24 protein-coding genes and 1 pseudogene are annotated in these 24,395 nt (G+C 60.1%); 10 read left to right on the forward strand and 15 right to left on the reverse strand.

Annotation, left to right across the window (positions count from 1 at the left end):
- Together FHX16_RS01015 and FHX16_RS01020 are read left to right on the forward strand one after the other, a co-directional pair.
- Window positions 1-867, forward strand: coding sequence for an ABC transporter permease (locus tag FHX16_RS01015; RefSeq protein WP_183863334.1), 867 nt, complete (start codon window positions 1-3; stop codon window positions 865-867).
- Window positions 868-901: 34 nt separating this feature from the next.
- On the forward strand, window positions 902-2,293 hold the full coding sequence (locus FHX16_RS01020) for an amidase (RefSeq protein WP_183863336.1): 1,392 nt from the start codon (window positions 902-904) through the stop codon (window positions 2,291-2,293).
- On the opposite strand, the gene FHX16_RS01025 is transcribed toward FHX16_RS01020, so the two are convergent.
- The 3 genes from FHX16_RS01025 to FHX16_RS01035 form a co-directional block, all read right to left on the reverse strand.
- Window positions 2,286-3,143: an NlpC/P60 family protein gene (locus FHX16_RS01025; RefSeq protein ID WP_183863338.1), complete on the reverse strand. Its 858-nt coding sequence runs from the start codon at window positions 3,141-3,143 to the stop codon at window positions 2,286-2,288. The two genes, FHX16_RS01020 and FHX16_RS01025, sit on opposite strands and share 8 nt — an antisense overlap.
- A gap of 10 nt (window positions 3,144-3,153) precedes the next feature.
- On the reverse strand, window positions 3,154-3,504 hold the full coding sequence (locus FHX16_RS01030; RefSeq protein ID WP_114710673.1) for a MarR family transcriptional regulator: 351 nt from the start codon (window positions 3,502-3,504) through the stop codon (window positions 3,154-3,156).
- A gap of 117 nt (window positions 3,505-3,621) precedes the next feature.
- Window positions 3,622-5,010: a M17 family metallopeptidase gene (locus FHX16_RS01035; protein WP_259126363.1), complete on the reverse strand. Its 1,389-nt coding sequence runs from the start codon at window positions 5,008-5,010 to the stop codon at window positions 3,622-3,624.
- A gap of 142 nt (window positions 5,011-5,152) precedes the next feature.
- Here FHX16_RS01035 and FHX16_RS01040 point away from each other — a divergent pair, with 142 nt between their 5' ends.
- The gene (locus tag FHX16_RS01040; protein ID WP_183753669.1) at window positions 5,153-5,980 is read left to right on the forward strand and encodes a tetratricopeptide repeat protein; all 828 of its coding nucleotides are present in this window, start codon (window positions 5,153-5,155) and stop codon (window positions 5,978-5,980) included.
- Window positions 5,981-5,982: 2 nt separating this feature from the next.
- Here FHX16_RS01040 and FHX16_RS01045 read toward each other — a convergent pair whose 3' ends face one another.
- The 10 genes from FHX16_RS01045 to FHX16_RS01090 all read right to left on the reverse strand — a co-directional run bounded on the left by FHX16_RS01045 (window position 5,983) and on the right by FHX16_RS01090 (window position 15,479).
- Window positions 5,983-6,615, reverse strand: a complete 633-nt coding sequence (locus FHX16_RS01045; RefSeq protein ID WP_183863339.1) for a LysE family translocator — start codon at window positions 6,613-6,615, stop codon at window positions 5,983-5,985.
- Window positions 6,616-6,691: 76 nt separating this feature from the next.
- The gene (locus tag FHX16_RS01050) at window positions 6,692-7,675 is read right to left on the reverse strand and encodes a type II secretion system F family protein (protein ID WP_183753665.1); all 984 of its coding nucleotides are present in this window, start codon (window positions 7,673-7,675) and stop codon (window positions 6,692-6,694) included.
- Between the two features lie 12 nt (window positions 7,676-7,687).
- Window positions 7,688-8,695, reverse strand: coding sequence for a type II secretion system F family protein (locus FHX16_RS01055; RefSeq protein WP_183863341.1), 1,008 nt, complete (start codon window positions 8,693-8,695; stop codon window positions 7,688-7,690).
- A gap of 4 nt (window positions 8,696-8,699) precedes the next feature.
- A complete protein-coding gene (locus tag FHX16_RS01060; protein ID WP_183863343.1) occupies window positions 8,700-10,169 on the reverse strand; it encodes a CpaF family protein in 1,470 nt (489 codons plus the stop codon).
- Window positions 10,170-10,197: 28 nt separating this feature from the next.
- Window positions 10,198-11,475, reverse strand: a complete 1,278-nt coding sequence (locus FHX16_RS01065; protein WP_183753659.1) for a CpaE family protein — start codon at window positions 11,473-11,475, stop codon at window positions 10,198-10,200.
- A gap of 15 nt (window positions 11,476-11,490) precedes the next feature.
- Window positions 11,491-12,222, reverse strand: coding sequence for a CpaD family pilus assembly protein (locus FHX16_RS01070; protein WP_405049253.1), 732 nt, complete (start codon window positions 12,220-12,222; stop codon window positions 11,491-11,493).
- Window positions 12,223-12,239: 17 nt separating this feature from the next.
- Window positions 12,240-13,733, reverse strand: coding sequence for a type II and III secretion system protein family protein (locus FHX16_RS01075; protein ID WP_183753655.1), 1,494 nt, complete (start codon window positions 13,731-13,733; stop codon window positions 12,240-12,242).
- 11 nt (window positions 13,734-13,744) lie between these two features.
- Window positions 13,745-14,560, reverse strand: a complete 816-nt coding sequence (gene cpaB, locus FHX16_RS01080) for a Flp pilus assembly protein CpaB (protein WP_183863345.1) — start codon at window positions 14,558-14,560, stop codon at window positions 13,745-13,747.
- A 109-nt stretch (window positions 14,561-14,669) separates the two neighbouring features.
- A complete protein-coding gene (locus FHX16_RS01085; RefSeq protein WP_183863347.1) occupies window positions 14,670-15,182 on the reverse strand; it encodes a prepilin peptidase in 513 nt (170 codons plus the stop codon).
- Window positions 15,183-15,281: 99 nt separating this feature from the next.
- Window positions 15,282-15,479 carry a Flp family type IVb pilin gene (locus FHX16_RS01090; protein ID WP_183863349.1) on the reverse strand — a complete coding sequence of 66 codons (198 nt, stop codon included), beginning with the start codon at window positions 15,477-15,479 and terminating at the stop codon, window positions 15,282-15,284.
- 401 nt (window positions 15,480-15,880) lie between these two features.
- On the opposite strand from FHX16_RS01090, the gene FHX16_RS01095 reads away from it, so the two are divergent.
- The 7 genes and pseudogenes from FHX16_RS01095 to FHX16_RS01125 all read left to right on the forward strand — a co-directional run bounded on the left by FHX16_RS01095 (window position 15,881) and on the right by FHX16_RS01125 (window position 21,295).
- Window positions 15,881-16,291 (forward strand): pilus assembly protein N-terminal domain-containing protein, encoded by a 411-nt coding sequence (locus FHX16_RS01095; RefSeq protein ID WP_183863351.1) that lies wholly within the window; start codon window positions 15,881-15,883, stop codon window positions 16,289-16,291.
- 107 nt (window positions 16,292-16,398) lie between these two features.
- Window positions 16,399-17,013: a TadE/TadG family type IV pilus assembly protein gene (locus tag FHX16_RS01100; protein ID WP_183753649.1), complete on the forward strand. Its 615-nt coding sequence runs from the start codon at window positions 16,399-16,401 to the stop codon at window positions 17,011-17,013.
- Window positions 17,013-17,588 (forward strand): TadE/TadG family type IV pilus assembly protein, encoded by a 576-nt coding sequence (locus FHX16_RS01105; RefSeq protein ID WP_183753647.1) that lies wholly within the window; start codon window positions 17,013-17,015, stop codon window positions 17,586-17,588. The genes FHX16_RS01100 and FHX16_RS01105 overlap by 1 nt, the downstream gene beginning before the upstream one ends.
- 99 nt (window positions 17,589-17,687) lie before the next feature.
- A complete protein-coding gene (locus tag FHX16_RS01110; protein WP_183863353.1) occupies window positions 17,688-18,908 on the forward strand; it encodes a phosphopentomutase in 1,221 nt (406 codons plus the stop codon).
- Window positions 18,905-19,873, forward strand: a complete 969-nt coding sequence (locus FHX16_RS01115) for an adenosine deaminase (RefSeq protein ID WP_183863355.1) — start codon at window positions 18,905-18,907, stop codon at window positions 19,871-19,873. The genes FHX16_RS01110 and FHX16_RS01115 overlap by 4 nt, the downstream gene beginning before the upstream one ends.
- Before the next feature lie 109 nt (window positions 19,874-19,982).
- Complete coding sequence (gene upp / locus FHX16_RS01120; RefSeq protein ID WP_016552306.1) at window positions 19,983-20,612, forward strand: uracil phosphoribosyltransferase; 630 nt, start codon at window positions 19,983-19,985, stop codon at window positions 20,610-20,612.
- Between the two features lie 124 nt (window positions 20,613-20,736).
- Window positions 20,737-21,295 (forward strand): annotated as a pseudogene (locus FHX16_RS01125) (TIGR02281 family clan AA aspartic protease).
- Window positions 21,296-21,311: 16 nt separating this feature from the next.
- Here FHX16_RS01125 and FHX16_RS01130 read toward each other — a convergent pair.
- On the reverse strand, window positions 21,312-22,103 hold the full coding sequence (locus tag FHX16_RS01130) for an ATP-binding cassette domain-containing protein (RefSeq protein ID WP_183753639.1): 792 nt from the start codon (window positions 22,101-22,103) through the stop codon (window positions 21,312-21,314).
- Window positions 22,096-24,348 (reverse strand): ABC transporter permease, encoded by a 2,253-nt coding sequence (locus FHX16_RS01135; RefSeq protein ID WP_259126366.1) that lies wholly within the window; start codon window positions 24,346-24,348, stop codon window positions 22,096-22,098. Before FHX16_RS01135 ends, FHX16_RS01130 begins: the two co-directional genes overlap by 8 nt.
- Window positions 24,349-24,395: the final 47 nt, after the last annotated feature.

Below are 24,395 nucleotides of genomic sequence, written 5' to 3' on the forward strand. Positions count from 1 at the left end.
ATGGCGCCGCTCGTATCAAGTCATACGGTTGTTCAGCGGCGGCGATTCAACGTTAGCCGGAGAATAAATTTGGTGGCCGGCGGTGGCATCGTTGCCGTTCTCATTGCCGTCGCGCTCCTGTCGCTGCTCTGGACGCCAATGCCGCCAGCGAAGATGCAGATCATTCACAAGCTGCAGCCGCCCTTGACATCAGGTGTTCTCGGCACCGACCACTTTGGCCGAGATGTTCTGTCGATGATGATGGTCGGCTGCTGGAACTCGCTTTCGATCGCCATCACCGCCGTGGCAATCGGGGGTACGATCGGTTCGATCGGGGGCATTTCGGCCGCTGCCTTGCGGGGAGCCTTCGAGGCACTGCTGATGCGTGCCTGCGATGTCGTCTTCGCGCTGCCGCCGATCCTCTCGGCGATGATGCTGGGCGCCTTTCTCGGTCCGGGCCGGCTTACCGCCATCATCGCCATTGCAACCTTCATGGTTCCCGTCTTTGCGCGTATCACGATGGCAACAGCCCTGCAGGCCTGGAGCCGGGACTATGTGCTCGCGGCCCGTGCCATCGGAAATAGCCGCTTCACGATCTCGGTCCGCCATGTGCTGCCGAACATCATGAGCCAGATCATCGTTCAGGTAACGATTCAACTTGGGTTGGCCGTGCTGACCGAAGCCGGTCTCAGTTTTCTCGGTCTCGGCATCGCGCCGCCTGCGCCGACATGGGGCCGCATGCTCGCGGATGCACAGACCTACCTTGGACTTGCGCCGTGGCTGGCGATCCTTCCGGGGCTCGCTATCGCGCTCTGCGTCTTCGGCTTCAACATGTTGGGTGACGGCCTGCGCGACATGCTCGACCCGCGCGAGGTGCGCCGCCGTTAGTCTTTGAAACCTCATAGTCCCGGATGATAGTGCCATGTCCGAAACCGATTTGACGATCCGCGAATTGAGACAGCGCTTCGCTGATCGAAGCCTGTCCCCGCTCGAATACTGGCTGGCATTGGAACGGCACATCGAGGCCTGGGAGCCCGCTATTTGTGCCCTTTACGCCTACGATCCAGAGGCGGCGCGCCAGCAGGCGAAAGCGTCCACCGATCGCTGGACTAAGGGTGCGACGCTTGGCGTGCTCGATGGTATTCCGGCGACGCTGAAGGAGCTCATCGCAACCAAGGGACAGCCGGTGCCGCTCGGGACCAGGGCCATGGACTTGGTGCCAGCGGCGGAGGATGCCCCTGCGGCTGCAAGGCTGCTCGAAGACGGCGCGGTGCTGTTTGCGAAGACGACCTGCCCGGATTACGGGATGCTCTCCTCGGGACTTTCGAGCTTCCATCGCTTGAGCCGAAATCCCTGGGATACCTCACAAAATCCCGGAGGCTCGAGCGCCGGCGCATCCGCAGCGGCGGCTGCCGGTTACGGACCCCTGCATGTCGGCACAGACATCGGCGGCTCTGTGCGGCTGCCGGCAGGCTGGACCGGGATCTTCGGTTTCAAGCCGAGCCACGGTCGCATCCCGATCGATCCGTTCTATGTCGGTCGCTGCGCTGGACCGATGACGCGGACCGTCGAAGATGCCGCCTATGCGATGGCAACGCTTTCGCGCCCGGATTGGCGGGACGGGACCAGCCTGCCGCCGAACGATTTCGATTGGATGGACCTTGATATCGACGTCCGCGGCCTAAGGATCGGGTTGATGCTCGACGCCGGATGTGGCCTTGCCGTGGACGACGAGGTGCGCGCGGGGGTTGAGGCCGCTGCGCAGAGATTCGAAGATGCGGGTGCGATTGTCATTCCCGTTCAGCCCGTCCTGACGCGGGAGATGCTGGACGGGCTGGACGCCTTCTGGCGCTCCCGCTTTTGGGCCGATATCGAGACCTTGAGCTCAGAGCGGCGGAGCAGGATATTGCCCTATGTCTACGCCTGGGCAGAAGGCGGCGCCTCGATCAGCGGCGCCGGCGCCGTCAGGGGCTTCAATCAGACGATTGAGATGCGCAAGAGTTGCGGCAGGCTGTTCACCAAGGTCGACGCTGTGATTTCGCCGACCAATCCCATCGTCTCCTATCCCGCCGATTGGGCTTCGCCGACAAACGATCCGGCGCGGCCTTTTGAGCACATCTGCTTTACGGTGCCGTGGAATATGTCGGAGCAGCCTGCCTCGTCGATCAACTGCGGATTCTCGCGATCGGGAATGCCGATCGGTCTGCAGATTGTCGGTCCGCGCTTCGACGATATGCGTGTCCTCAGACTATCGAAGGCTTTCGAGACTTGGACAGGCGGGGTGGGGTCATGGCCGCAGCCGCCGGTCAGATGACCAGGCGGCGGTAACCCGTCGGCTGCTCGTACAGCCAGCCGATGCGCTTTACGGCATCCTCGAAGTTTTCGCGTGCAACCGTCATCGTATGGCCATTGGCATGAATGATCGTTTCCGGATCTTCCAGAACGGCGACGTGACCCTTCCAGAAAACGAAATCGCCTCGCCGTAGTTCGGACCGGTCGATCGGTTCGCCGAGGGTCGCGGATTGCATGTCGGTGTCGCGTTGTGCGCTTCGCCCTGTCATCAGCATCGAAAGCTGCACAAGACCAGAGCAGTCGATGCCAAGGCCGGAGCGGCCGCCCCAGAGATAGGGGGTCTCCAGAAACCGGGTCGCGACATCCACATAGTCCCCGCCGTCGCCAGCCCCGATCGGTTGCACGTGCTTGGCAAAGATTGCCGTCCCGTCTTCAAGCATCGCATAGCGGTTGCCGCGCGTTTCGGTCTCCCCGACGATCCGGACCCTGCTGCCCATGGACAGGATGCTTTTGTAGGGTTTGCGCAGCTCGGCCTCGAGATAGAGAAATGTCCGCTGAACTGTGACGACGTGCGTGGGCTCAGCGAGCCGATCCGAAAGGGCTGTTTCCGGCAGGTAGCCGACATAGCCGTCCGAGGCGGCCTTGACCCAGCACCAGCCGTCCGCACGGTCGAACACGGTGACGTCCTCGCCGAAGAGCAGTTCGGTGTCGATTCCCTTTGCGATATCCGGCGCGGGCCTCAATCCGATGACCGGCACTGCGATGCGGGCTGGCGCACCGGCAACGAAGCGCAGGGCTTCCACTCGTCCTTCGAGCCCAGCCTCGGCGAGGTCCGGCCGGTAGGCATGCAGGCGGCGATCAAGCATCGTCATTCTATCCCTTTCATGGCGTCAGGCGACGACCCTTGTCGCGCACGAGATCGCCAAGCTTTTCCAGATAAAGCGCGCCTCCAACGGTGCGCTTTATCACCACGTTGCGCCGGTCGCGTTCGTCGCGCACGCGGTCGACCAGACCCATCTCGCCCATCGTGTCTAGCGCGCGGGTTATCACCGGCTTGGTCACATTGAGCGTCGCCGCCAGGCCACGCACGGTATGCGGCGGCGGCACCAGATAGATATGCAGCAGGATCGCCATCTGGCGCAATGTCAAATCGCGATTGTCGAGCCTGACCTGATCGAGCGTCACGCCATGCCACAAGCCGAGTGCCTGCGAGGCCGTCAGTTCGAGCGGCATGGGTCCTCCGGAAATTCGTTGCGCCCGCGTTCCATTTTCCGGCAGCTCACCGCGCGACGCAACGGGGCGTCAGATTTTGCCGCCCGTCACGGTGAATAAAATTTTAACGATCGCCGCCTAGCGCACGCTCTGCCGGATGTGATGGTAGAGCGCGCGAATGGCCTGCGCCTCGCCGCCGCCCGGAGAGTGGGGGCGCTCCGAAGGCGCCCAGCCATAGATATCGAAATGTGCCCAGCTCGTGGTGTTGGAGACGAAGCGCTTGAGGAACAAAGCCGCGGTGATGGCACCGGCCATTCCGCCCGCCGGCGCGTTCGTGATATCGGCGAATTTCGCGCGGATGTCCTTTTCGTAGCCGGCATAGAGAGGCAATCGCCACAGCGGGTCGTCGGTCTCAAGGCTTGCCTCGGTCAAATCCTGGGCAAGTTCGGCGTCATCGGTAAAGAAGGGTGGCAGGTCGGGACCGAGCGCGACGCGGGCCGCACCCGTCAGCGTCGCCATGTCGATCATGAGGTCAGGCGCATCCTCGTCCGCATAGGCAAGCGCATCTGCCAGGATCAAACGGCCCTCTGCGTCGGTGTTGTCGATCTGGACAGTCAGCCCCTTGCGGCTCCGGTAGATGTCGCCCGGACGGAAGGCGTTCGACGAGATCGAATTTTCGACGACGGGGATGATGACGCGCAGATCGACCTTGAGCTTGGCGTCCATGATCATCAGGGCGAGGCCCATGACGTTTGCGGCGCCGCCCATGTCCTTCTTCATCAGCAGCATCGAGGATGCCGGCTTGATGTCGAGACCACCGGTGTCGAAGCAAACGCCCTTGCCGACCAGCGTGATCTTGCGATGACCCTTCTTGCCCCAGCGCATTTCGAGCAGGCGCGGCGCATCCGCACTGGCGCGACCGACAGTGTGGACCAGCGGGAAGTTTTGCCTGAGATCGTCACCGCTGACGACGTTGATCTCCGCCTTGTAATGGGCGGCCAGGCCACGGAATGCCGCTTCCAGCTCGTTCGGCCCCATGTCGTTGGTCGGCGTATTGATCAGGTCGCGGGCTAGGAAGACGCCGGCCAGCTGCCGCTTGATATCCGAGCCATCGGCATCCCGCGGGATCATCAGCGTGGGGCCTGCATTCTTTTCCGATTTGTAGCGGTCGTAGCGATAGCTGCCGAGGCCGAAGCCGAGCGACAGGCGGTTGGCCGTCAGCGGCGCCGTTTCGATGTGCCAGTCGCCGGCCGGCAACGTGCGCGCAAGCTTACCGGTGATGTAGGGGTGCTCGGAGGGATTGGTGCCGAGCCCGAACAGCGCGCCGCCGAGATGACCGTCTTCTGTCGGAATGAGCAGCAGCGAGCCACTCTCGGCCTTGTAGCCCGCCTTCTTCGCCCAATCGAGTGCGATCGGATCGATCGTGCCGGTTTCGATGTGCGCCGGGGTGACGGCAAAGATCGGCAGGGTTGAGCCGCCCTTGGTGTTGAACGGGGTCGGTCTCTCGATGAACTGATAGGGGGCCATGTGTATCCTTAGGGGCGTCCGGGAATCGCATCTTAACGGTCTGTTAGGGTTAACAGACTATTGCTGGAGTGAAGATTGCGTCAAAACCTTTCCCTGTTCCGTTTTGAGGTCAGACGCCGATTTCGGATCTCAGGGACGCACGATGCCTGCTTCGGCCAATAGTTTTCTCAAAACCCGGATTTTTCAGGGCGTCGCGACCGCGCTCGTCGTGCTGGCGCTGGCCGGCTGCACGACGACCAAGGACCGGATGACGACGGGATCGATACCGACACTCACCAAGCCGGTAGAAGCGATGAACGAAGCCGAGCTGCGCGGCTCGACCGAGCGCGTCGGGCAGGCCTATGAAAAGAACCCGCGCGATGCCGTCAACGGTGTGAACTACGCGAACCTCCTGCGCATGCAAGGCCGCGACGTTCAGGCTCTTGCTGTCATGCAACAGGTTGCCATTTCCAACCCGACCGATCGTACCGTGCTGGCGGCTTATGGAAAGGCTCAGGCTGCGGCCGGTCAATTGCAGCAGGCGCTTGATACGATTGGCCGCGCGCAGACCCCGGACCGTCCGGACTGGAAGCTGACATCGGCGGAAGGCGCGATCCTCGATCAGCTCGGCCGCCCCACCGAAGCACGTCAGCGCTATCGCGAAGCCCTCGATATCCAACCCGGCGAGGCATCGATCTTGTCCAACCTCGGTATGTCCTATGTGCTGACGGGCGACCTCAGGACAGCGGAGACTTATCTGCACCAGGCCGCGGGGCAGCCTACTGCTGATAGCAGGGTCCGCCAGAATCTGGCGCTCGTCGTCGGCCTCCAGGGCCGCTTCCCCGAGGCGGAAAAGATTGCGCGCGGAGAGCTTTCGCAAGAACAGGCAGATGCCAACGTGGCCTATCTGCGCTCGATGCTGTCGCAGCAGAATTCTTGGCAAAAGCTTGCCGCCAAGGACAATAGCAGCTCAGCCACGAGCACGAACTGACATCAGCGACCGGCCAGCCCCGAGGTCACGAGTTGCACGCCGAGACCGGCCATGACCGTTCCGGCAAGACGATCGATCCATGTTTTGGCCGCCAGATATAGCCGCCTCGGATGCCTTGCCGAGAATGCGAGCGCCACCACCGCATACCAACCGGCCTCAACGGCGAAAACGCCAACTGGCACTGAGAAAATCAACCCGAGCGGAACGGTCCTCGGCAGCAAGGCAGCAAAGATACTTGCATAGACGACGATCGTCTTTGGGTTGCTGAGCTGCGTCAGGAGGGCGGTGGCGAAGCTTCGGGCGAGCGCCCGGTTATCGCTTCCCGCATCGCCGATACGGATCGGCTCGCGTGCGCCACGCCAGATTCTAACGGCGATGTAGACCAGATAGGCGCCGCCAGCCACCTTCAGGGCCAGATAAAGCCATTCGAATTGTGCAAGCAGCGCCGTCAACCCGGCCAGCGCCAAGACACTGAAGGCAACGCCGCCAATTCCCATGCCAAGCGCGGCCGCAAGTCCGTCCAGACGTGAACGCGACATCGCAATCCGTGAAACGAGGACAAAACTCGGGCCGGGGCTCATCGCCCCGATGGATAGGGCTGCGATGATGCTCAAAAAGATGCTTGCGGACGACATCGCTCGCTCCTGCTCGCTCACGGAGAGATGCCGCTGAACCTAAGCTCAACGCCGCGGGATGGCCAGTCTCGAAAACTTAGAAACTGTCCGCCACCTTGATACCGGCGGGGCCGAGGATGACGGCGACGAGAACCGGCAGGAAGAACAGGATCATCGGCACGGTCAGCTTCGGCGGCAAAGCTGCGGCCTTTTTCTCGGCCTCGTTCATGCGTTCGTCGCGACCCTCCTGCGCAAGGACGCGCAGTGCCTGTGAAATCGGCGTGCCATAGCGATCCGCCTGGATGAGGGCCTGGGTGACCGACTGCACCAACGGAATCTGCGTGCGCAGGCCGAGGTTCTCAAGCGCAACGCGCCGATCGGGAAGGAAGGAAAGCTCGGCCGTCGTCAGAATCATTTCCTCCGCCAGCGGTGGCGAGGCTTCGCCGAGTTCTTCCGATACACGACGCATGGCTGCCTCGATCGAAATACCCGACTCGACGCAGATCAGCATGAGGTCGAGCGCATCCGGCCAGGCCCGCTTGATCGAATGCTGACGCTTCCCCATCCGATTGGATATGAAGATGTTCGGGGCGTAGAAGCCCGCATAGGCGACCCCCAACGTCACCAGGAAACGCATCATCGTTGGCTTGTCGGCGAGATTGTTGAGACCGAACACCCAGAAGATTGCGAGGCCGAAGAACAGGAACGGCAGCAGAAATCGCGCCACAAGGAACATGTTCAGCGCATTTTCCGAGCGGTAACCGGCCGCGCGCAGCTTGTTCATGGTGTTTTCGTCGACCAGCGCCTCGCGGAGGTTGAACCTCTCCACGATCTGCCGAACCGAATGGTTGTTCTGGTTGCGAAGCGTGGCCTTTCCCGACGAATCGGCATTCATGCGCGCGCGTTCGCGGGCGCGGATCTGCTCGCGCTCGGTCGACACGGCCTTCATGCGCTTGCTGAGGTCACCGCGCTCGAAAAACGGAACAGCAATCGTGTACAGGCTGGCGAACACTGCGATCGCCACCAGCACTGCGATCAGCATGGAAGGGTCAGTCAGTGTGGTCGCGAGATCAGATGACATCGCCCGTCTCCATCAAATGTCGAAATTGACCATATTGCGCATGACGAAAATACCGATCGACATCCAGACGGCAGAAACGCCCATGATCAGGTGGCCGCGGGGGTCGGTAAACAGGACCAGCATATATTCGGGCGAGGTGAGGTAGACGAGCGTTGCCACGATGAACGGCAGCGCGCCGATGATGACGGCGGACGCCTTCGCTTCCATCGAAAGCGCCTTCACCTTCGCCTTCATTTTCTTTCGATCGCGCAGAACCTTTGCCAGATTGCCGATGGCTTCCGAGAGGTTGCCGCCCGCCTGCGATTGGATCGCAATGACGATGGCAAAGAAGCTCACTTCCTGCAGCGGCATGTGATTTGTCATGCGTGCACAGGCATCCGGCACGCTGAGACCGACCTGTTGCGATTCAACGACGCGCCGAAATTCGCTCTTGACCGGGTCCTTGCCTTCGTTGGCGATGAGTCGGATAGCATCGTTCAACGGCAGGCCCGATTTGATTGAACGCACGATGACGTCGAGAGCGTTGGGGAACTCGTCGAGAAACTTGTTCTGGCGTCGCTTGATCAGGAAGCCGAGCACCCAGCGCGGCAGCCCAAGTCCGGCGACAATGGGCAGGCCCAAGACAACGACAACCGAGGCGTCGGCCAGGAAGGCCACGAACATCAGGATGAAGCCGAAGATGGCGCTGAACATGTAGAAGCGCCCCGGTGTGATCTTTAAACCTGCCTGCGTCAGTCGCGATTTCAGCGACAGCTTCTTCCTGGTATTCTCCTGCTGCCGCTTTTCGAGATCCTTCAGATTGTCCTGCACCGACTTGCGACGCTTCGACATTTCCTGAACGCGGTCGCGGGCTGCCTTGACGCTGGCTTTATCTGCTTCCGCTGAGGCGACACGGTTGACGCGGCTTGCCGATTTCTTTTCGGTTTCCATCCGGGTGAAAAGAACGCCATAGCAAACAGCGCCCGCCGCAACGGCGGCGAGCACGACAATAGCCAACACGACAGGATCGAACCCGAACATTTCACTAATCCTTGGACTTGGCTTCCATTTCGTCGAGCGCGGCAGCAAGGCGCTTCTCTTCATTGAAGTAGCGGGCGCGGTCCCAGAAATGCGGCTTGCCGATGCCGGTCGACTTATGCCGGCCGACTAGCCGGCCCGAGGCGTCTTCGCCCTCGATTTCGTAGCGCATCAGGTCCTGGGTGATGATGACGTCGCCTTCCATGCCGATCACTTCGGTGATCTGCGTGATGCGGCGCGAACCATCGCGCAGGCGGGCCGCCTGGACGATGATATCGATCGAACCGGAGATGATTTCGCGCACCGTCTTTGCCGGCAGCGTGAAACCACCCATGGCGATCATCGATTCGATACGGCTCAGGCATTCGCGCGGCGAGTTCGAGTGGATCGTGCCCATCGAGCCGTCATGACCCGTGTTCATTGCCTGCAGCAGGTCGAAAACCTCGGGTCCGCGCACTTCGCCGACGATGATGCGTTCTGGTCGCATACGCAGGCAGTTCTTGACGAGATCGCGCATGGTGATTTCGCCTTCGCCTTCAATGTTCGGCGGGCGTGTTTCCAGACGCACCACATGGGGCTGCTGCAGTTGCAGTTCGGCCGTGTCTTCGCAGGTGATGACGCGCTCATCCGTATCGATATAGCGGGTGAGACAATTCAGCAGCGTCGTCTTGCCGGAGCCCGTACCACCTGAAATGACGACGTTGCAGCGAACGCGACCGATGATCTGCAGCAGTGTCGCACCTTCCGGCGTGATCGCGCCGAAGCGAACGAGCTGTTCGAGGTTAAGCTTGTCCTTCTTGAACTTGCGGATTGTAAGTGCTGGTCCGTCGATGGCGAGCGGCGGCGCAATGACGTTGACACGCGAACCGTCGGGCAGACGGGCGTCGCAGATCGGGCTCGATTCATCGACGCGGCGGCCAACCTGGCTAACAATGCGCTGGCAGATTGAAAGCAGTTGCGAATTATCACGGAAGCGGATTTCGGACTCGATCGTCTTGCCGCCGACTTCGATGAAGGTTTGCCCGGCGCCGTTGACCATGATGTCGGCGATATCGTCTCGCGCCAGCAGCGGCTCGAGAGGACCATAACCAAGGACGTCGTTGCAGATGTCTTCGAGCAGTTCTTCCTGCTCGGAAATCGACATCGCGAAGTTCTTGATCGTGATAATGTCGTTGACGATGTCGCGGATTTCTTCGCGGGCGCTCTCACCGTCGAGCTTGGCAAGCTGCGAAAGGTCGATCGTGTCGATCAGCGCGGAGAAGACCTGCGCCTTTGTATCGTAATACTCGTCGGTGCGGGCAGGGCGCTTGCGCTGCGGCGTCTGCATCGGCGGCGGCGGAACCTGCTGGCGCGGCGGTTCGCGCTGGGGCTCGACGAGAACCGCAGGTGCAGACGGGGAGGGCTGTTGCACTGGCGGAGGCGGCGCGATTGTGCCGCCCGCCTTGCCAAATCCCTCGTTTCCGCGTTTTCCGAACATGCCTTATTCCAATCTACCCTTGCGGGCGTTACTTGCGCTTCAGCAGGCCGAGCAATCTACCTTTGCGCGCCTTTCTGACGGCAATCCGCCCAGTCACGATGTGTGATACCTGCGAAAATGTTTCCGCGGTTGGCGACTTCGCATCCATCTCCGAAATCATACGGCCGCTATTGGCCGCATTCCCGAAGAGGTTGGCGTCGAACGGGATGATGGCGATCGGATCGGTCTCCAGCGGCTCGCAGAAATCCGACGGGCTGATCTCCGGCCGTTTTGGCATGCCGACTTGATTGAGAATCAGATGCGGCATCTTGTCGTTGGGCCGCATCTTGCGCAGCGCGTCCATCATGTTCTTGGCGTTGCGGAGGTTGGCGAGGTCGGGGGAGGCGCAGATGACGACCTCATCGACGCTCGCGAGCACCGAACGCGTCCATTCCGACCAGGCATGCGGTACGTCGAGGACGGTAACAGGGGCATTGCGCTGCAATACCTCGAGAACGGGCTGGAACGCTTGTCCTTCAAAGTCATAGGCGCGATCGAGAAGGGAAGGGGCCGCAAGCAGCGACAGATGCTCGGAGCACTTGGTCAGCAGGCGATCGAGAAACACCTCATCCAGACGGTCAGGTGCATAGACCGCCTCGGCGATGCCCTGGGTCGGGTCCTGGTCGAAGTCGATATTGGCTGTGCCATAAGGCAGGTCGAGATCCGCGAGGATCGTTTCCGTCGAGAATAGGTTGGAAATACCGAAGGCGCAGTTGTGGGCGATTGTCGAGGAACCAACGCCGCCCTTGGCGCCGATGAAGGCGATGCTGCGGCCAAGCGGTTCCGCATCCGGGTCAACGAAGATCGTCGCCATCGCCATCATGATGTCAGGCATGGCAACAGGCTGGACCATATACTCGGAAATGCCGTTGCGGACGAGTTCGCGATAAAGCGCGATGTCGTTGTAATAGCCGACGATAATGACTTTGGTGGAAGGGTCGCATACCGAGGCAAGCGGCGCCAATTCGGTGAGCAGATTGCCGGCTCCGGCCTTGGTCTCGAGAATGATGAGATTTGGCGTCGGCGCCGACGCGAACATGTTCGCAGCGGCTGCGATGCCGCCGCTGGTGATCCGCAAGCCGACCTTAGACATGCGGCGGTCATGGCTGCAACGCTCCATGACCCGTTGCAATTCTTCGCTCTCGCAGAAGGCGTGCACCGATATGCGCGGAAGGGGACGCATGGTTTCGAGTTCGGCCATGCGCATGGCATCCTCGGCGTTCCGCAACTCGGTGGTATTCTTGATCTCGTATTCGACGGTGCTCATCTTCAATCCTACCGATCAGAAGCTGTCGGCGCTGCCGCTGACGTCCTCGATGTTGCTCGTGCGCTCACGGTATTCCTTGATCGCCGCGTTGCGCCGGGTCGCATCGATGGGGGTCATGCCGCGGGGCGCGATCAGGTCTTCAGGATTCGCTATTTGCGCGGCCAGATTATTCTGCGTTGCGCAGCCGAAGTTGTAATAATTCTGGTTGTTGAAATCGTTGATCATATCCCGCGGCCATTGTCCGCACTGCGAGGTCATCGCCGTCGTGCCGACGAAGGTCAGACGGATGGGAGCCGCGTCTCCGATGCCAGTGGCGGCATAGGTGCTGTTGACGATTTTGGAGCTGGCGACGCCGCGGGCCGAGAGCTCTGCGCGCACTTGGCCGCGGAGCTGCCGTGCTGCGGAGGAGTTGGGCGATCCTTCGGGGGTCAATAGGTAGACCGGTCCGGTCGCCCGCGACGTATAGTTCTGCGCAAAGCCGCGGATCATGTCGCGCTGGGCGATGTTTAGACGACGATCCGTCGAAGCGACCGGGATATCGACCGATTGCTCGGCTTCGGCAACCACGATCGGGTGACGCTGACGATAGTCGTCAGGAATGCCGCCGGTCGTCAGCTGGTCGTGGGAGGCGCAGCCGGAGAGCAGGGCGGTCGCCACTGTGATCGCGGTCAGCAGCGATTTCGAAAAGCGGTATTCATACGCAGTGTTCTGCTTGTGGGCCATCGGCTGATCTCTGTGTTGTGCCATCGCTGATCCTGCTGCGCTCATTTGTAGATGAACCCGATGGAGCCATGGAATTGAGCGTCGGCGACCGGCGTTTCGCGGCCGCCGTAAACCTTGTTGACGCGGTTGAGCAGGAAAGCCGCTGCGTCGTTTTCCGGGCTGAAGTTGTCGTCCGGACGGTTGAGTTCGTTGCGGGCAACCGGGCGGACGAGATAGGGCGTCGCGATGATGACCAGCTCGGTCTCGTTACGCTCCACCGTGCGCTGCCGGAATAAAGTGCCGAGTAGGGGAATCTTGTTGACGCCGGGCGTTCCGTTCGAGGTCTGCGCAACGTCGTCGCGGATCAGACCGGCGAGCGCGATCGAACCACCGGACGGAAGTTCAACCGATGTTTCAGCCGCGCGACGCTGGTAGGTCGGAGTCGAGCCGGAAACCGAAGGCGCTGGCTCCGATACGTTCGTCTTGATCTCCAAGCTGATGCGGCCGGAGGACAGAACCACCGGCTTGAAGGCGAGATTGATGCCATAATTGTACGGGACGATCGTCACGTTACCGTCGTTGTCCGTCGTGGAATAAAGCACTTGGCCGCCGGAGTTGAACGTTGCGGCCTGCCCGGAAATCGCTGTCAGCGTCGGTTCCGCGAGCGTCTTGACCACCTTCGCCTGCTCAAGAGCGCTCAGATAGGTCGAGATATCGTATTTTCCGATCGAGCTCTTGAAGAGTGCCGCAAGACCGCCGCCGATTGTCGCCGCTGCCCCGCTCGCGCTCGGAGAGCCGAGCTGCGCGACAGTCAGTCCGCCCGAGTTCGAAACCAGATTGTCGAAGCCGAGCTGCTTCAGTACTTCCCGACGAACTTCGGCGATAGTCACCTTCAACGTGACCTGATCTTCGCCCTGGATCTGCAAAAGGTTGACGACCTGCGAGGTTTGGCGGCCCTCAGCGAACAAGGCCACGGAGCCATCTCCACCTGAACTGGTGGCCGTTTCCGTACGCGTCGTCGCTTCGCCGCCCTTCAGGAAGACCTGGGCCAAATCAGCGGCCTGTGCGGCGTCCTGGGGCGTGCGAACCGTTCCGGTCAACACGATGTTGTCCGATACGATTTCCACCTTGATGTTGGAGTCCGGAATGAAGCGCCGGAGATTGGTTTCCAAGCCGGCGACGTCACGCTCGATTGCGATATCGAGGCTGACGATCTGCTGGCCATCGGCGCCGAAGATGAAGATGTTCGTTTGCCCGACGGTTTTGCCGAAGAGATAGATGCGGCGCGAGCTACGGGTGACCGCGTCCGCCATGGACGGGTCAGAAACGAGGATATCGTGAGCGTCGACCGGCAGGTCGACGACGATCGCCTTCTTCAAACCGAGCTTCAGACTGCGGTGTGCACCAGGTCCAGCCTGAGTGATGTTAACGATCCCATCTGAAACTGCGTATGCAGCTCTTGTAGCAAGAACGCCAGGTGCGGCGCCGGAGAGCCCGATTGCAAAAGACAAGCACCCTGCCATCAAGGGCTTCATGTGGCGCGTCAAACTGCCCATTCCCATTTCCTTTACTCGGCCTTCGGCGCGCTGGCGGCGTCTGTAACGATTGAGCCTGATTTGATGACCTGGACGATGGCACTGCCGTTGTCGCCGCTGAGGAGATAGTCCGCAGCGCTGGTATCCTGTTCCTGGGCATCGGCGACCGAGCGCAAGGCCAGTGACAGCCGGTCCGCCATCTGTTGCGCAACGGCCAGCACCTTGGTTTGGTCGGGCGTCAGTTCCAGTGTTGCGGTCGTGCCGACTACGGCTTTCGAGCCGTCTTCCTTTTCCTGAATCTGCTGGTCGATCGCCAGCACGCGGACGTTGCTGAGCACGGTCTCTGTCAGATACTTGTCCGCCTCCTTGGCCTTGCGAACCATGATGACGTCGACGCGGTCGTTCGGCAGGATGAAGCCGCCGGCACCCGTCGAAACCGAGATTTCGGTTGCGACCGCACGTTTTCCGGAAGGCAGGAGCGAAGACATGATGCGGCTGTTTGAGTCGGCGATCTTTTCCGCGCGGATCGGCTCGCCCTCGAAAATCGGAAAGCGGACGACGGCACCCTGCAGGTCTTTCAGGGCATCAGGCTTGTCCGCTTCGGTGATAAAGCCCTGGACGACGCCGCTCTGTGGCCACCCCATCCAGTGAACCGCCTTGTCATCCAATCGCGCGCCGACCGGAAGGTTGGCGCTGGAGACGAGCACACTGACGGTTGGCTCCTTTTCGACCACCGATTGAACTTGGGTGACAACGGAGCCGCGGCCCGCGAGCGTCATCGCCAGCACACCAGCAAGGCCGGCAGCAACGACAGCCACTCCAAGTATCAAAAGGCGGGCGGGTCTCATCGATCATTCCTCGGGGATTCGCGGTATTCACCCGAAGAATGGCTCACAATTGGTGTAATTATGGTTAATGAAAACCTTCGATCTTAAGTTAACGGAGGCTTAAATGACGCTATTTCAGGCCTTCTAATGCCGCAACAAAGATCGGTGAGGAGGGAAAGGCAATAAAGCCGCCCGCGGCGATAGCAATACCGTATGGGATTTTCTTGGCGAGAAGAATCGAACTCGGAACCGGTAGCCCGACCGCCAGGATAACATGGGCTTGTGTACGGATCAGGAGGATCAAAAGAGTGATGATGCCGCCGAAGACGCCGACATAAACCAGAAATTCAATAAGAGCCGGGCCAAAGCCGAACCAGAGGGCCGCCGCGGCGAGCAGCTTTGCGTCGCCGCCACCCATGATATTTAGGGCGAATAGGACAAAGCAGACGGCGAGAACTGCAAACGCAGCAACCAAGTGCGTCCCCAACACAATGAAGGGCATTCCTGTCGCTGTTGCGACTCCGAGGAACGTCACAGCGAGAATTACTGACGCACGGTTGGGGATCGTCATCGTGAACAGGTCCGAGAACGCAGCGATGGCAAGGCAGAGTGGGAAAATCACAAATACGACTGCCGAGATCATTCCGTTGAATCCCCATGAATAGAAAGGCTCACAGCGTTAACTGTGAGCCCGATTTTCACTTAGGCAAAGCGCGGTCTCGCCGCCGCCTTAAGCCGCTGATCAGGGAACGGCAGCCGGAGCCTTGGAGGCTGCCGAGTTCATGGTCACGGAAAGGTTGTTGAACAGAACGTTCAACTTGCCGCCGAGTGCACTGGCGCCGGTGATGAGGGCGACGGAGATCAGCGCTGCGATCAGGCCGTATTCAATTGCGGTCGCGCCGGATTCGTCCTTCAGAAAACGGCTAACAAGCTTGGTCATGGTAACTCCTACTCCAGTTGAGGTTCAGCACGTCCGCCAACTGTTGCCGTTGATCGGATTGCCACAATTTAGCCAACGCCTGTTTCCATCAACTTAAAGAGTTGGGTTACTGGTTCGTAAACACGACTAGACGATCTAGAGTGGTAAGTATTTTCTTTCCTGGTTACTTAGAATTTGACGAAAATCTAGCATGTCGCGCAGTAATCGACGCTTGTGATGTTCCAAAGATAATCTTGCGCGAACGCGCGAGGACCGGAAAGAGGCACTTCGCTAGCGAAAAGCTGTTTCTATCTGGTTCACAAAGCCGGCATCATGGACAAATTTGAATAGGTTTAAGGCTTCATTCACCAATTTTTCTCATCCTGTTCCGTGAAATCGCCGAAACCCGAAAGAGATCGAAAATGTCGCCGAGTGGCAAGAGGATCATTCCCGCCTGCTTTTTTGCCATCCTCGGCCTAGGTGGATCCGCGCTCGCTCAACAGGACATACTGCGCGTCTACATGGATCAAGCGCGTGTTTTGAAGCTCGACCGTCCGGTAAGCAAGGTGATTGTAGGCAACGCAAAGGTGGCGGACGCAACGGTCGCTGATTCCAAGACGATCGTCCTGACCGGGCGCAGTTTCGGAACGACCAACCTTGTGCTGCTGGATGCTGACGGTAACGCAATTCTGGATGAGAGCATCCTGGTATCGATCGACGAGGCAAACACGGTCCGCGTCTTCCGCCAGACGGAGCGCTCGGTTCTTTCCTGTACCCCAAATTGCGAACAGCACAGCCAGCAAGGCGCTGAAACCGCAGCGGCGGGCGAGTGACAGCCATCAAACGACATTTTCCGTTAAACTTCTGATCCGACCTGAAACGGAAAATCAACGATCACACCTTACAACAGTGTAGTCGTAGCTGTCCTCGGATGCATGCCATGAAGGAAACGGATAACGTAGCGGACGCGACCGCCCGCCTTCATCGGTGGAAGAGGCCGCGATTGACCGCATTTTCGCGCTCGCGTGACGGTGCAGCGGCGATCGAATTCGCTCTCCTGGCTATTCCCTATTTCATGGTTGTCTTTGCCATCATCGAGACGTTCGTCGCGTTCGCCGGCGAGCAATTGGTGTCCAATGCCGTCGATACGATGAGCAGAAAGATGCGGACAGGACAGATCACACCTGCAAACACGAATGCAACGGCATTCCGGACGGCGTTCTGCAATGAGATCGCAATTCTGATAACATGCTCTTCGACAGAAGTTGCGACGCCAAGCAAGCTGTTCATCGACGTGCAGAACTTCAGCACGTTTGCCGCCGTTCCCACGACGATACCGAGAACGTCCACCAGCACCTATGCAGATATCAAGACCTCTGACTTCAAGTACCTGCCTGGCGGATCGGGTACGATCAACATGGTCAGGGCCTACTACCGCTGGCAGATTATCACCGATCTGATCCGACCTTACATTAGCAGCGTCCGCCCCACCGACGGCTCCTCCTCCTATTTCCTGATCGTCGCCACGACAGCCTTCCAGAACGAGCAGTACTGATGGTAGCTCGTGGCGCGGTGATTCAACTTCACAGTCTCGCAAGACGCTTCATTCGGGATCGCCAAGGCGTGGGCGCGATCGAATTCGCCATCCTGTTCCCGATCCTAGTGATGCTGTACGTTGGCGCCTTTGAGATCACCGTTGGTCTCAGCATCAGCAAGCGCGCCAGTCGAGCGGCTGGGATGATCACCGACATCGTGACCCAACAAAAAAGCGTGACCAAGGTCTGGCTCACCGATATGCCGGCGGTCGCCACTGCGGCGTTCGTACCCTATGGCTCTACAGGTCTCGTGGTGAAGATCACTGGCATCGCGATCGACGGTACTGCAACCGCAAAGGTGGCATGGTCCTGGGCCCAGGATGGCAGCCGTCCTTACGCATTAAATTCTGCCACGACGATACCGACCGAGATGAAGAAGGCCAATACCTTTTTGGTCCGCACCGAACTCAGCGTTCCCTATAAGCTCTTCTTGTTCGCGCCCTATTTGGTGCCGAACGACAGCACGATCACCATCAGCCGCAGCTACCTCTATCTGCCGCGGGCGAGCCCGACTGTCACGTGTGGCGATTGCTGAGGTCCCAAGCTCGTTTGCCAAGCGCCCTCCACCGTTATAAGGCTTGAGCAGCAGCAGCCCGCACTACGCGGGCCGTCAATTTTTGTCGCTGGGTGGAGCATGGCGCGAGCCTTTCTTTTTGTTCTGGATTCATTTGGTGTCGGCGGCGCGCCCGATGCGACTGCCTATGGCGATGAGGGTGCCAACACGCTCGGACACATCGCGGAATTCTGCGCGGCCGGTGCCGGTGATCGCGAGGGATTGCGCTCCGGCCCCCTCAAGCTTCCGAATATGTCAGCCCTGGGTCTGGTCCATCTTGCCAAGGCCGCCTCGGGTCGCTTCCCGGCCGGGATGCCGGTGCCAGAAAAAACCTACGCTATGTTCGGTTCCGCCAGTGAAGTTTCCCGCGGCAAGGACACGCCATCGGGTCACTGGGAGATCGCTGGGACGCCGGTGACATTCGACTGGGGGTACTTTCCGACGGAAGGCGAAGCGTTTCCGGCGCAGCTCATCGAGGCGCTCTGCAGGGCGGCTGATGTTCCAGGAATTCTGGGCAACTGCCACGCCTCCGGCACCGACATCATTGCCCGCCACGGCGAAGAGCATATCCGGACCGGAAAGCTGATTTGCTACACCTCGTCAGACTCCGTCTTCCAGGTTGCCGCGCACGAGACACATTTCGGCCTCGACAGGCTGATGACCTTTTGCGCGATCGCGCGGGCGCTGCTCGACCAATACAATATCGGTCGCGTCATCGCTCGGCCATTCGTTGGGGAAACGGCCTCGAAGTTTCAGCGCACCGGAAACCGTCGCGATTTTTCGGTGCCGCCGCCGGAGCCGACGCTTCTCGATCGGCTTGTGAAGGAAGGCCGCAAGGTCCATGCCATTGGCAAGATCGGCGACATCTTTGCGCATAAGGGTGTATCCCGAGTGATCAAGGCGAACGGCAACGAGGCGTTGATGGACGCCAGCCTCACGGCCATGGATACTGCTGAAGATGGCGAGCTGGTCTTCACCAACTTTGTCGATTTCGACATGGTCTACGGCCACCGCCGGGACGTCGCGGGCTATGCCGCTGCGCTTGAAGCCTTCGACGCCAGGCTGCCCGAGGTCGGCGGCAAGCTGAAGCCCGGCGACCTTGTTATTCTGACCGCTGATCACGGTTGCGACCCGACATGGCGCGGAACAGATCATACGCGCGAACGCGTGCCGATCATTGCCTACGGACCTGGAATGCGATCTCGCGATATCGGCATTCGCACCACCTACGCCGACATTGGCGAGACGATCGCCCGCCACTTGCGGATTCCGCCGGGGGCACACGGGAGAAGTTTTCTATGACGTCGCATTTGAAGAAGGTCGAGCTGCACTGCCACCTGGAGGGTGCCGCGCCACCGGCGCTGACCTTGGCGCAGGCCCGGAAATACAACATCGACATCAGCGCGTATCTCGCGGATGGCGTCTATGTCTGGCATGACTTTGCGAGCTTCCTCGAGTGCTACGACAAGGTCTCCGAGGTCTACAAGACCGAGGAAGACTATGCGCTGCTGACCGAAACATATCTGAATGAGCTCGCGGGTATCGGCACCATCTACAGCGAGCTGATCGTCTCTCCTGATCACGGCAAGCGGATCGGGCTTGGCGCCGACGCCTACATCGAGGGCGTGTGCGAAGGCATCCGTCGTGCAAAGAGCAAAAGCGGCATCGAGGCACGCCTGATCGTCACTGGTGAGAGGCATTTCGGCCCGGAAAGTGTCATCGGCGCAGCCGAATATGCCGCCAAGGCGAAAAACCCGCTGATCTCCGGCTTCAATCTTGCTGGCGAGGAGCGGATGGGTCGGGTTGCCGACTATGCACGTGCTTTCGACATCGCCCGCGATTCAGGGCTCGGCCTTACCATCCATGCTGGTGAAGTCTGCGGCGCCTTCAGCGTTGCCGATGCGCTCGACGTTGTCAGGCCTTCGCGCATCGGACATGGCGTCCGTGCGATCGAGGACACGGATCTCGTCAAGCGGCTCGCCGATCTCGGAACCGTGCTGGAGGTTTGCCCCGGCTCGAATATTGCCCTGAAGGTCTTTCCGGACTTCACATCTCACCCTTTGCGAAAGCTCAAGGAGGCTGGTGTCCGCGTGACGATCAGTTCCGACGATCCGCCGTTCTTCCATACTTCGCTGGAGCGCGAGTACGAATTGGCCGCTGACGCCTTCGGCTTCAACGATGCCGCAATCAACGAGTTGACCCGAACCGGCATCGAAGCAGCCTTCGTCGATGAGCCAACGCGCCAGGCGCTGTTTGCCCGGATGTGATCCCCCAGCCCTGGGGATCAGCGTTGCAAAATGGCCTCCGCTCTTGCGGTGGAGGCAATTTCCATGAAAGAAACATCCGATAAGAACAACGATAGGAAGGGCTCTGGCCATGGACGGCGTAACGGTCATCGATCACCCGCTTGTGCAGCACAAACTCACGATCATGCGGCGCAAGGAGACATCGACCGGGAGTTTCCGCCGACTCCTGCGTGAAATCTCGACGCTGCTCTGCTACGAAGTGACCCGCGATCTGGAGCTCACGATGGAAACCATCGAGACACCGCTGCAGACAATGGAGTCGCCGATCCTCGAAGGCAAGAAGCTTGTCTTCGCCTCGATTTTGCGTGCCGGAAACGGCCTTCTTGAAGGCATGCTCGATCTCGTGCCGTCGGCGCGCGTTTCGCATATCGGCGTCTACCGTGACCATGAAACGCTGCAGCCCGTCGAATATTATTTCAAGGCGCCTGAAGATATCTCCGAGCGCTTGATCATCGTCGTTGACCCGATGCTTGCCACCGGCAATTCGTCGATCGCCGCGATCGATAAGCTGAAGGAGCGTGGCGCGCATAACATTCGCTTCCTCTGCCTTCTGGCCGCACCTGAGGGCATCAAGAACTTCCGCGACGCGCATCCCGACGTGCCGGTCTTCACGGCCTCGATCGACAGCCACCTGAACGAGAAGGGTTACATCATGCCTGGTCTCGGCGATGCGGGCGACCGCATGTACGGCACGAAGTAATTCGCAATTCGTTTACCAAGTTCATTGTTGCCTGTGGCCCGGACAAGTTTGCCGGGCCATTGGCCTTGCTGGCATTAGCAACTTATCAGCAATTATGGCGTAGAACCTGTAAGCATGGCCACGCATGACGCGGGGTTTATACAGGAAGGATTTCTGTCCCGATGCTCGTGCGTACCGTCATTTTTGCAAGCGTTGCCGCAGTGCTTGCGACGCAAATTCCATCCATCATGGAAAAGCGCGGCGGCGAAGTGGCTCTTTCGGCCAACTTCGTTACCGGCAGCGCCGATCAGGCGCCTGCCACGGCCGCCGCTGGCGGCACAATGCGGCTTCGAGCCGACGCCCAAGGGCATTACTCCGGAGACTTCAAGATCAACGGTCGACCGGTGCAGGGTCTGATCGATACGGGCGCAACCTATGTCGCTCTGAACGAGAGCTTCGCTCGGAGGCTTGGTTATACCGGCAACCAGCTGGATTTTCGCTATTCGGTCGACACCGCCAACGGGCAGACGAAGGCAGCGCATGTGACGCTTGATCGGGTGGAAATCGGCGGCATCCGCGTGCGGGAGGTGGAAGCTTTCGTGCTGAAGGATGACGCCCTTACCTCCACGCTCGTTGGCATGAGCTTCCTCAAGAAGCTTGCTTCCTATTCCGTTGCGGACGGATCGCTCAGCCTGAAGCAATAAACGGTGACCTACGGCGTCATGACGGATCTGTGTTTCTTGCTTGGTCGGCGGTCCGCGCACTCTCTCGCGTTCCGGAGACAATGATCTCCAGGACCTCATGCTCGTCCGTGTTCTTGACGTAGCGGTCGCCCACATACTCGCCGCGCTTGAGAACCATGACGCGATCGCCTACCGCAAAAATGTCGACCAGACGATGCGAGATAATGATCTGGGCAACGCCTTGCTTCTTCAGCTCCAGCATGGTTTCGAGCAGTCGTTCGGTCGCCATGACGGAAAGGTTGGCGGTCGGCTCGTCGAGAATCACGACTCGCGGTTCAAAAGAGATCGCGCGGGCAATCGCCACGGATTGCTGGCGGCCGCCCGACAGACTCTCGACCTTCTGATAGACGGAATTCACGTCGACCTTGAGACGCTTCAGTACGCTGTCCGCCTCGGCATACATCTTTCGCCGGTCGACGAAGGGCCCCCTGAGGGGCCAGCGGCCAAGGAAGATGTTCTGGCCGACATCCATGTTCCCGCAGAGCGCGAAGTCCTGGTAGATCATTTCGATTCCTGCTTCCCGACTCTCGTGCGGGCTCTTGAAGTACACCGGCTGTCCGGCAACCAGGATTTCGCCGGCATCGCGCTGGTAGGCGCCGGTCAGGATCTTCATCAGCGTCGACTTGCCAGCCGAATTGTCGCCAACCAGCCCGAGGATCTCGCCGGGAAAAAGCGCGAGATCGACTTTGCGGAGCGCTTGCACGGCTCCGAAGGCCTTCTCGATGCCCCGCATTTCCACGATGGGCCGTAGGGGCTCTGCGTCAGCCATGGATGCGTTCTCCGGTTGGCGCAGCTGTCGCGAAACGGGCCCGCAGTCGCGCGAAGAGATTGGCCTGCCGTACCCATATGTCGATCAGCACGGCGACGATAAGGATGAGCCCGATGAAAACATTGATCCAGTGTTGGGGCATGCTGAAGCCCTGGACATTGAGCTGTAGAAGCGCCCGGACGAGCGTGATCACGGCTGCACCTGCAAGCGAGCCGATCATCGTGCCGTAACCGCCAAAGATCGATCCACCGCCGATGATGACGGAGGCAATGGCGTCAAGCTCTCGGAATTGGCCGGCAACCGGGTTGAAGCTACGGAAGTAAGCGACGTTGATGATCCCGGCCATGGTGGAGCAGAGCGCTGCCAGCATCAGGGAGAGGAAGCGCACGCGGTTGGTGTTGATGCCGGCATAGGCGGCTGCGCGGACGTTGCCACCGGCAGCGCAGACCTTCAGTCCGAATGGTGTGTAGGCAAGTATGACGCCGGCGACGAGAGCGACGAGAAACATGAAGATCGTCTGGACACTGACGACCTCTGCCACCGCGCGAACGATTCCCGACGGCAGCGAAAAGCCGAAATGCAGGAGAACGTCGTTCACCTTGCGGCCAAGCAGGTTGTAGCCCTCCGGCCAGCCGGTCAGCTGCTGGCCTGCCACGAACCAGGCGGCAAGACCGCGGGCAATGTAGAACATGCCGAGTGTGGCGATGAACGCGGGCAGCTTGAAGCCGACCGTGACGACGGCGTTGACGAGGCCGGCAGCCGTCCCCGCCAGCAGACCCATCGCCACGGCTGTAAACGGATCGGCGCCCAGTACCTTCAGGAAATAGGCGGCGGTGCTGCCGGCAAGCGCAAGCACGGCGCCCACGGAGAGATCGATATCCCCGGCTGCAATGACGTAGGTGAGCCCGACGGTAATGAGTGCAAGTTCGGTATAGTTGAGCAGGATCGCGAAGGTGTTGGGCAAGTTCCACCAGTAGTCCGGCCTCAGCGCCAAGCCGGTCAGCCAGAGCACCACAGTCAGGATGATGGCCAGCGCGTCACGGCGCGCGAGGAACTTGCCGAGCCCCGTGGCCGAGAGAGCCATGTCGGTCGCCATCGCTCCTTTGGTCTGAACGCCTTCCAGTGCCACGCCGCCGGTTTCGTAGGCCGGCGGCGGCGGTCGACCGCGGAGCCAGGCCCAAAACCGAGTCGCGATCTGACGTCGAATGAGGAAGGGCTCGATAAGCACCGCCGTGACAAGGAGCAGGCCCAGGAAAACCAATACGGCCCCGGCGGGTAAGGTAAACCTCGCGCCGACGGCAACATTCTCGCCATCGATAACGACCGTGCGCGTGATCGGCCAGCCTTCACGCAACACCTTGTCGATCAACACAACGACTGCGGCGCCGAGGCAAGACCCGAATACCCGCCCACGCCCGCCGAGGATCGATGCGCCGCCAATGACGACCGAAGCGATAACGGTCAGTTCCCAGCTGACGCCGTAGAGGGGGGTGACACCCTTGTCCTGCGCCGCTGCCAGGAGCGCGGAAAGCGTCGCGCAAAGTGATGAGAGTAGGTAAGCGCGAATTCGCACCCACCGCGTGTTGATGCCGGCATAGGCCGCAGCCTGCTCGTTGCCGCCGGTCGCGAAGGTCTCATAGCCCCACCGGGTTTTAGCGAGCACATAGGCACCGACGACGGCGACGAGGAGGAAGACTGCGATCTGGTTGTTGAAACCGAGAGTATTTATCTCTCCGAGACGGAAGAAGAGCGGGTAGTCTTTCGCCTTGCTGGAATAGTAGATCGCCTGACCGTGCGTAAGCGCGAGAACGAAGCCGCGACCGATGAAAAGCATGGTCAGCGTTGCGATGAAGGCCGGCACTCTCAGGATCGTTACAAGGATGCCGTTGAGGAGGCCAATCACGGTACCGAGCAGCAAGCAGAAGATTGCGCACTCGATGACACCGAAATCGAGAGCATCAGACGCAAAGAGCCTGGCAAAAACCACGGCGATGAGGCCGTAGGTGGAACCGACCGAAAGATCGAGATCCTTGTTGGCGATAACAAAGGTCATTCCAACGGCGATGATCCCGACACGGGATGTATCGCGCAGCAGCGCCAGGAGGGCTTCCGCAGACCCAAAAAAAGCCGGATTAACAAGAGCTCCACCGAGATAGAGCAGGGCGAGAAAGATCAGCAGCCCCGCCTCCCAGCCGCCGACGAGCTGAGGTGGCGCACGGCCTAGCGATGTCGTCGTGGGCGCCATGGTATCCACCGATCAACCTTGCCGTCGCGATGCTGGGGGATTTTGCA

Origin of the sequence: Rhizobium sp. BK661, assembly GCF_024808825.1 — a bacterium.
Lineage (GTDB): Bacteria > Pseudomonadota > Alphaproteobacteria > Rhizobiales > Rhizobiaceae > Rhizobium.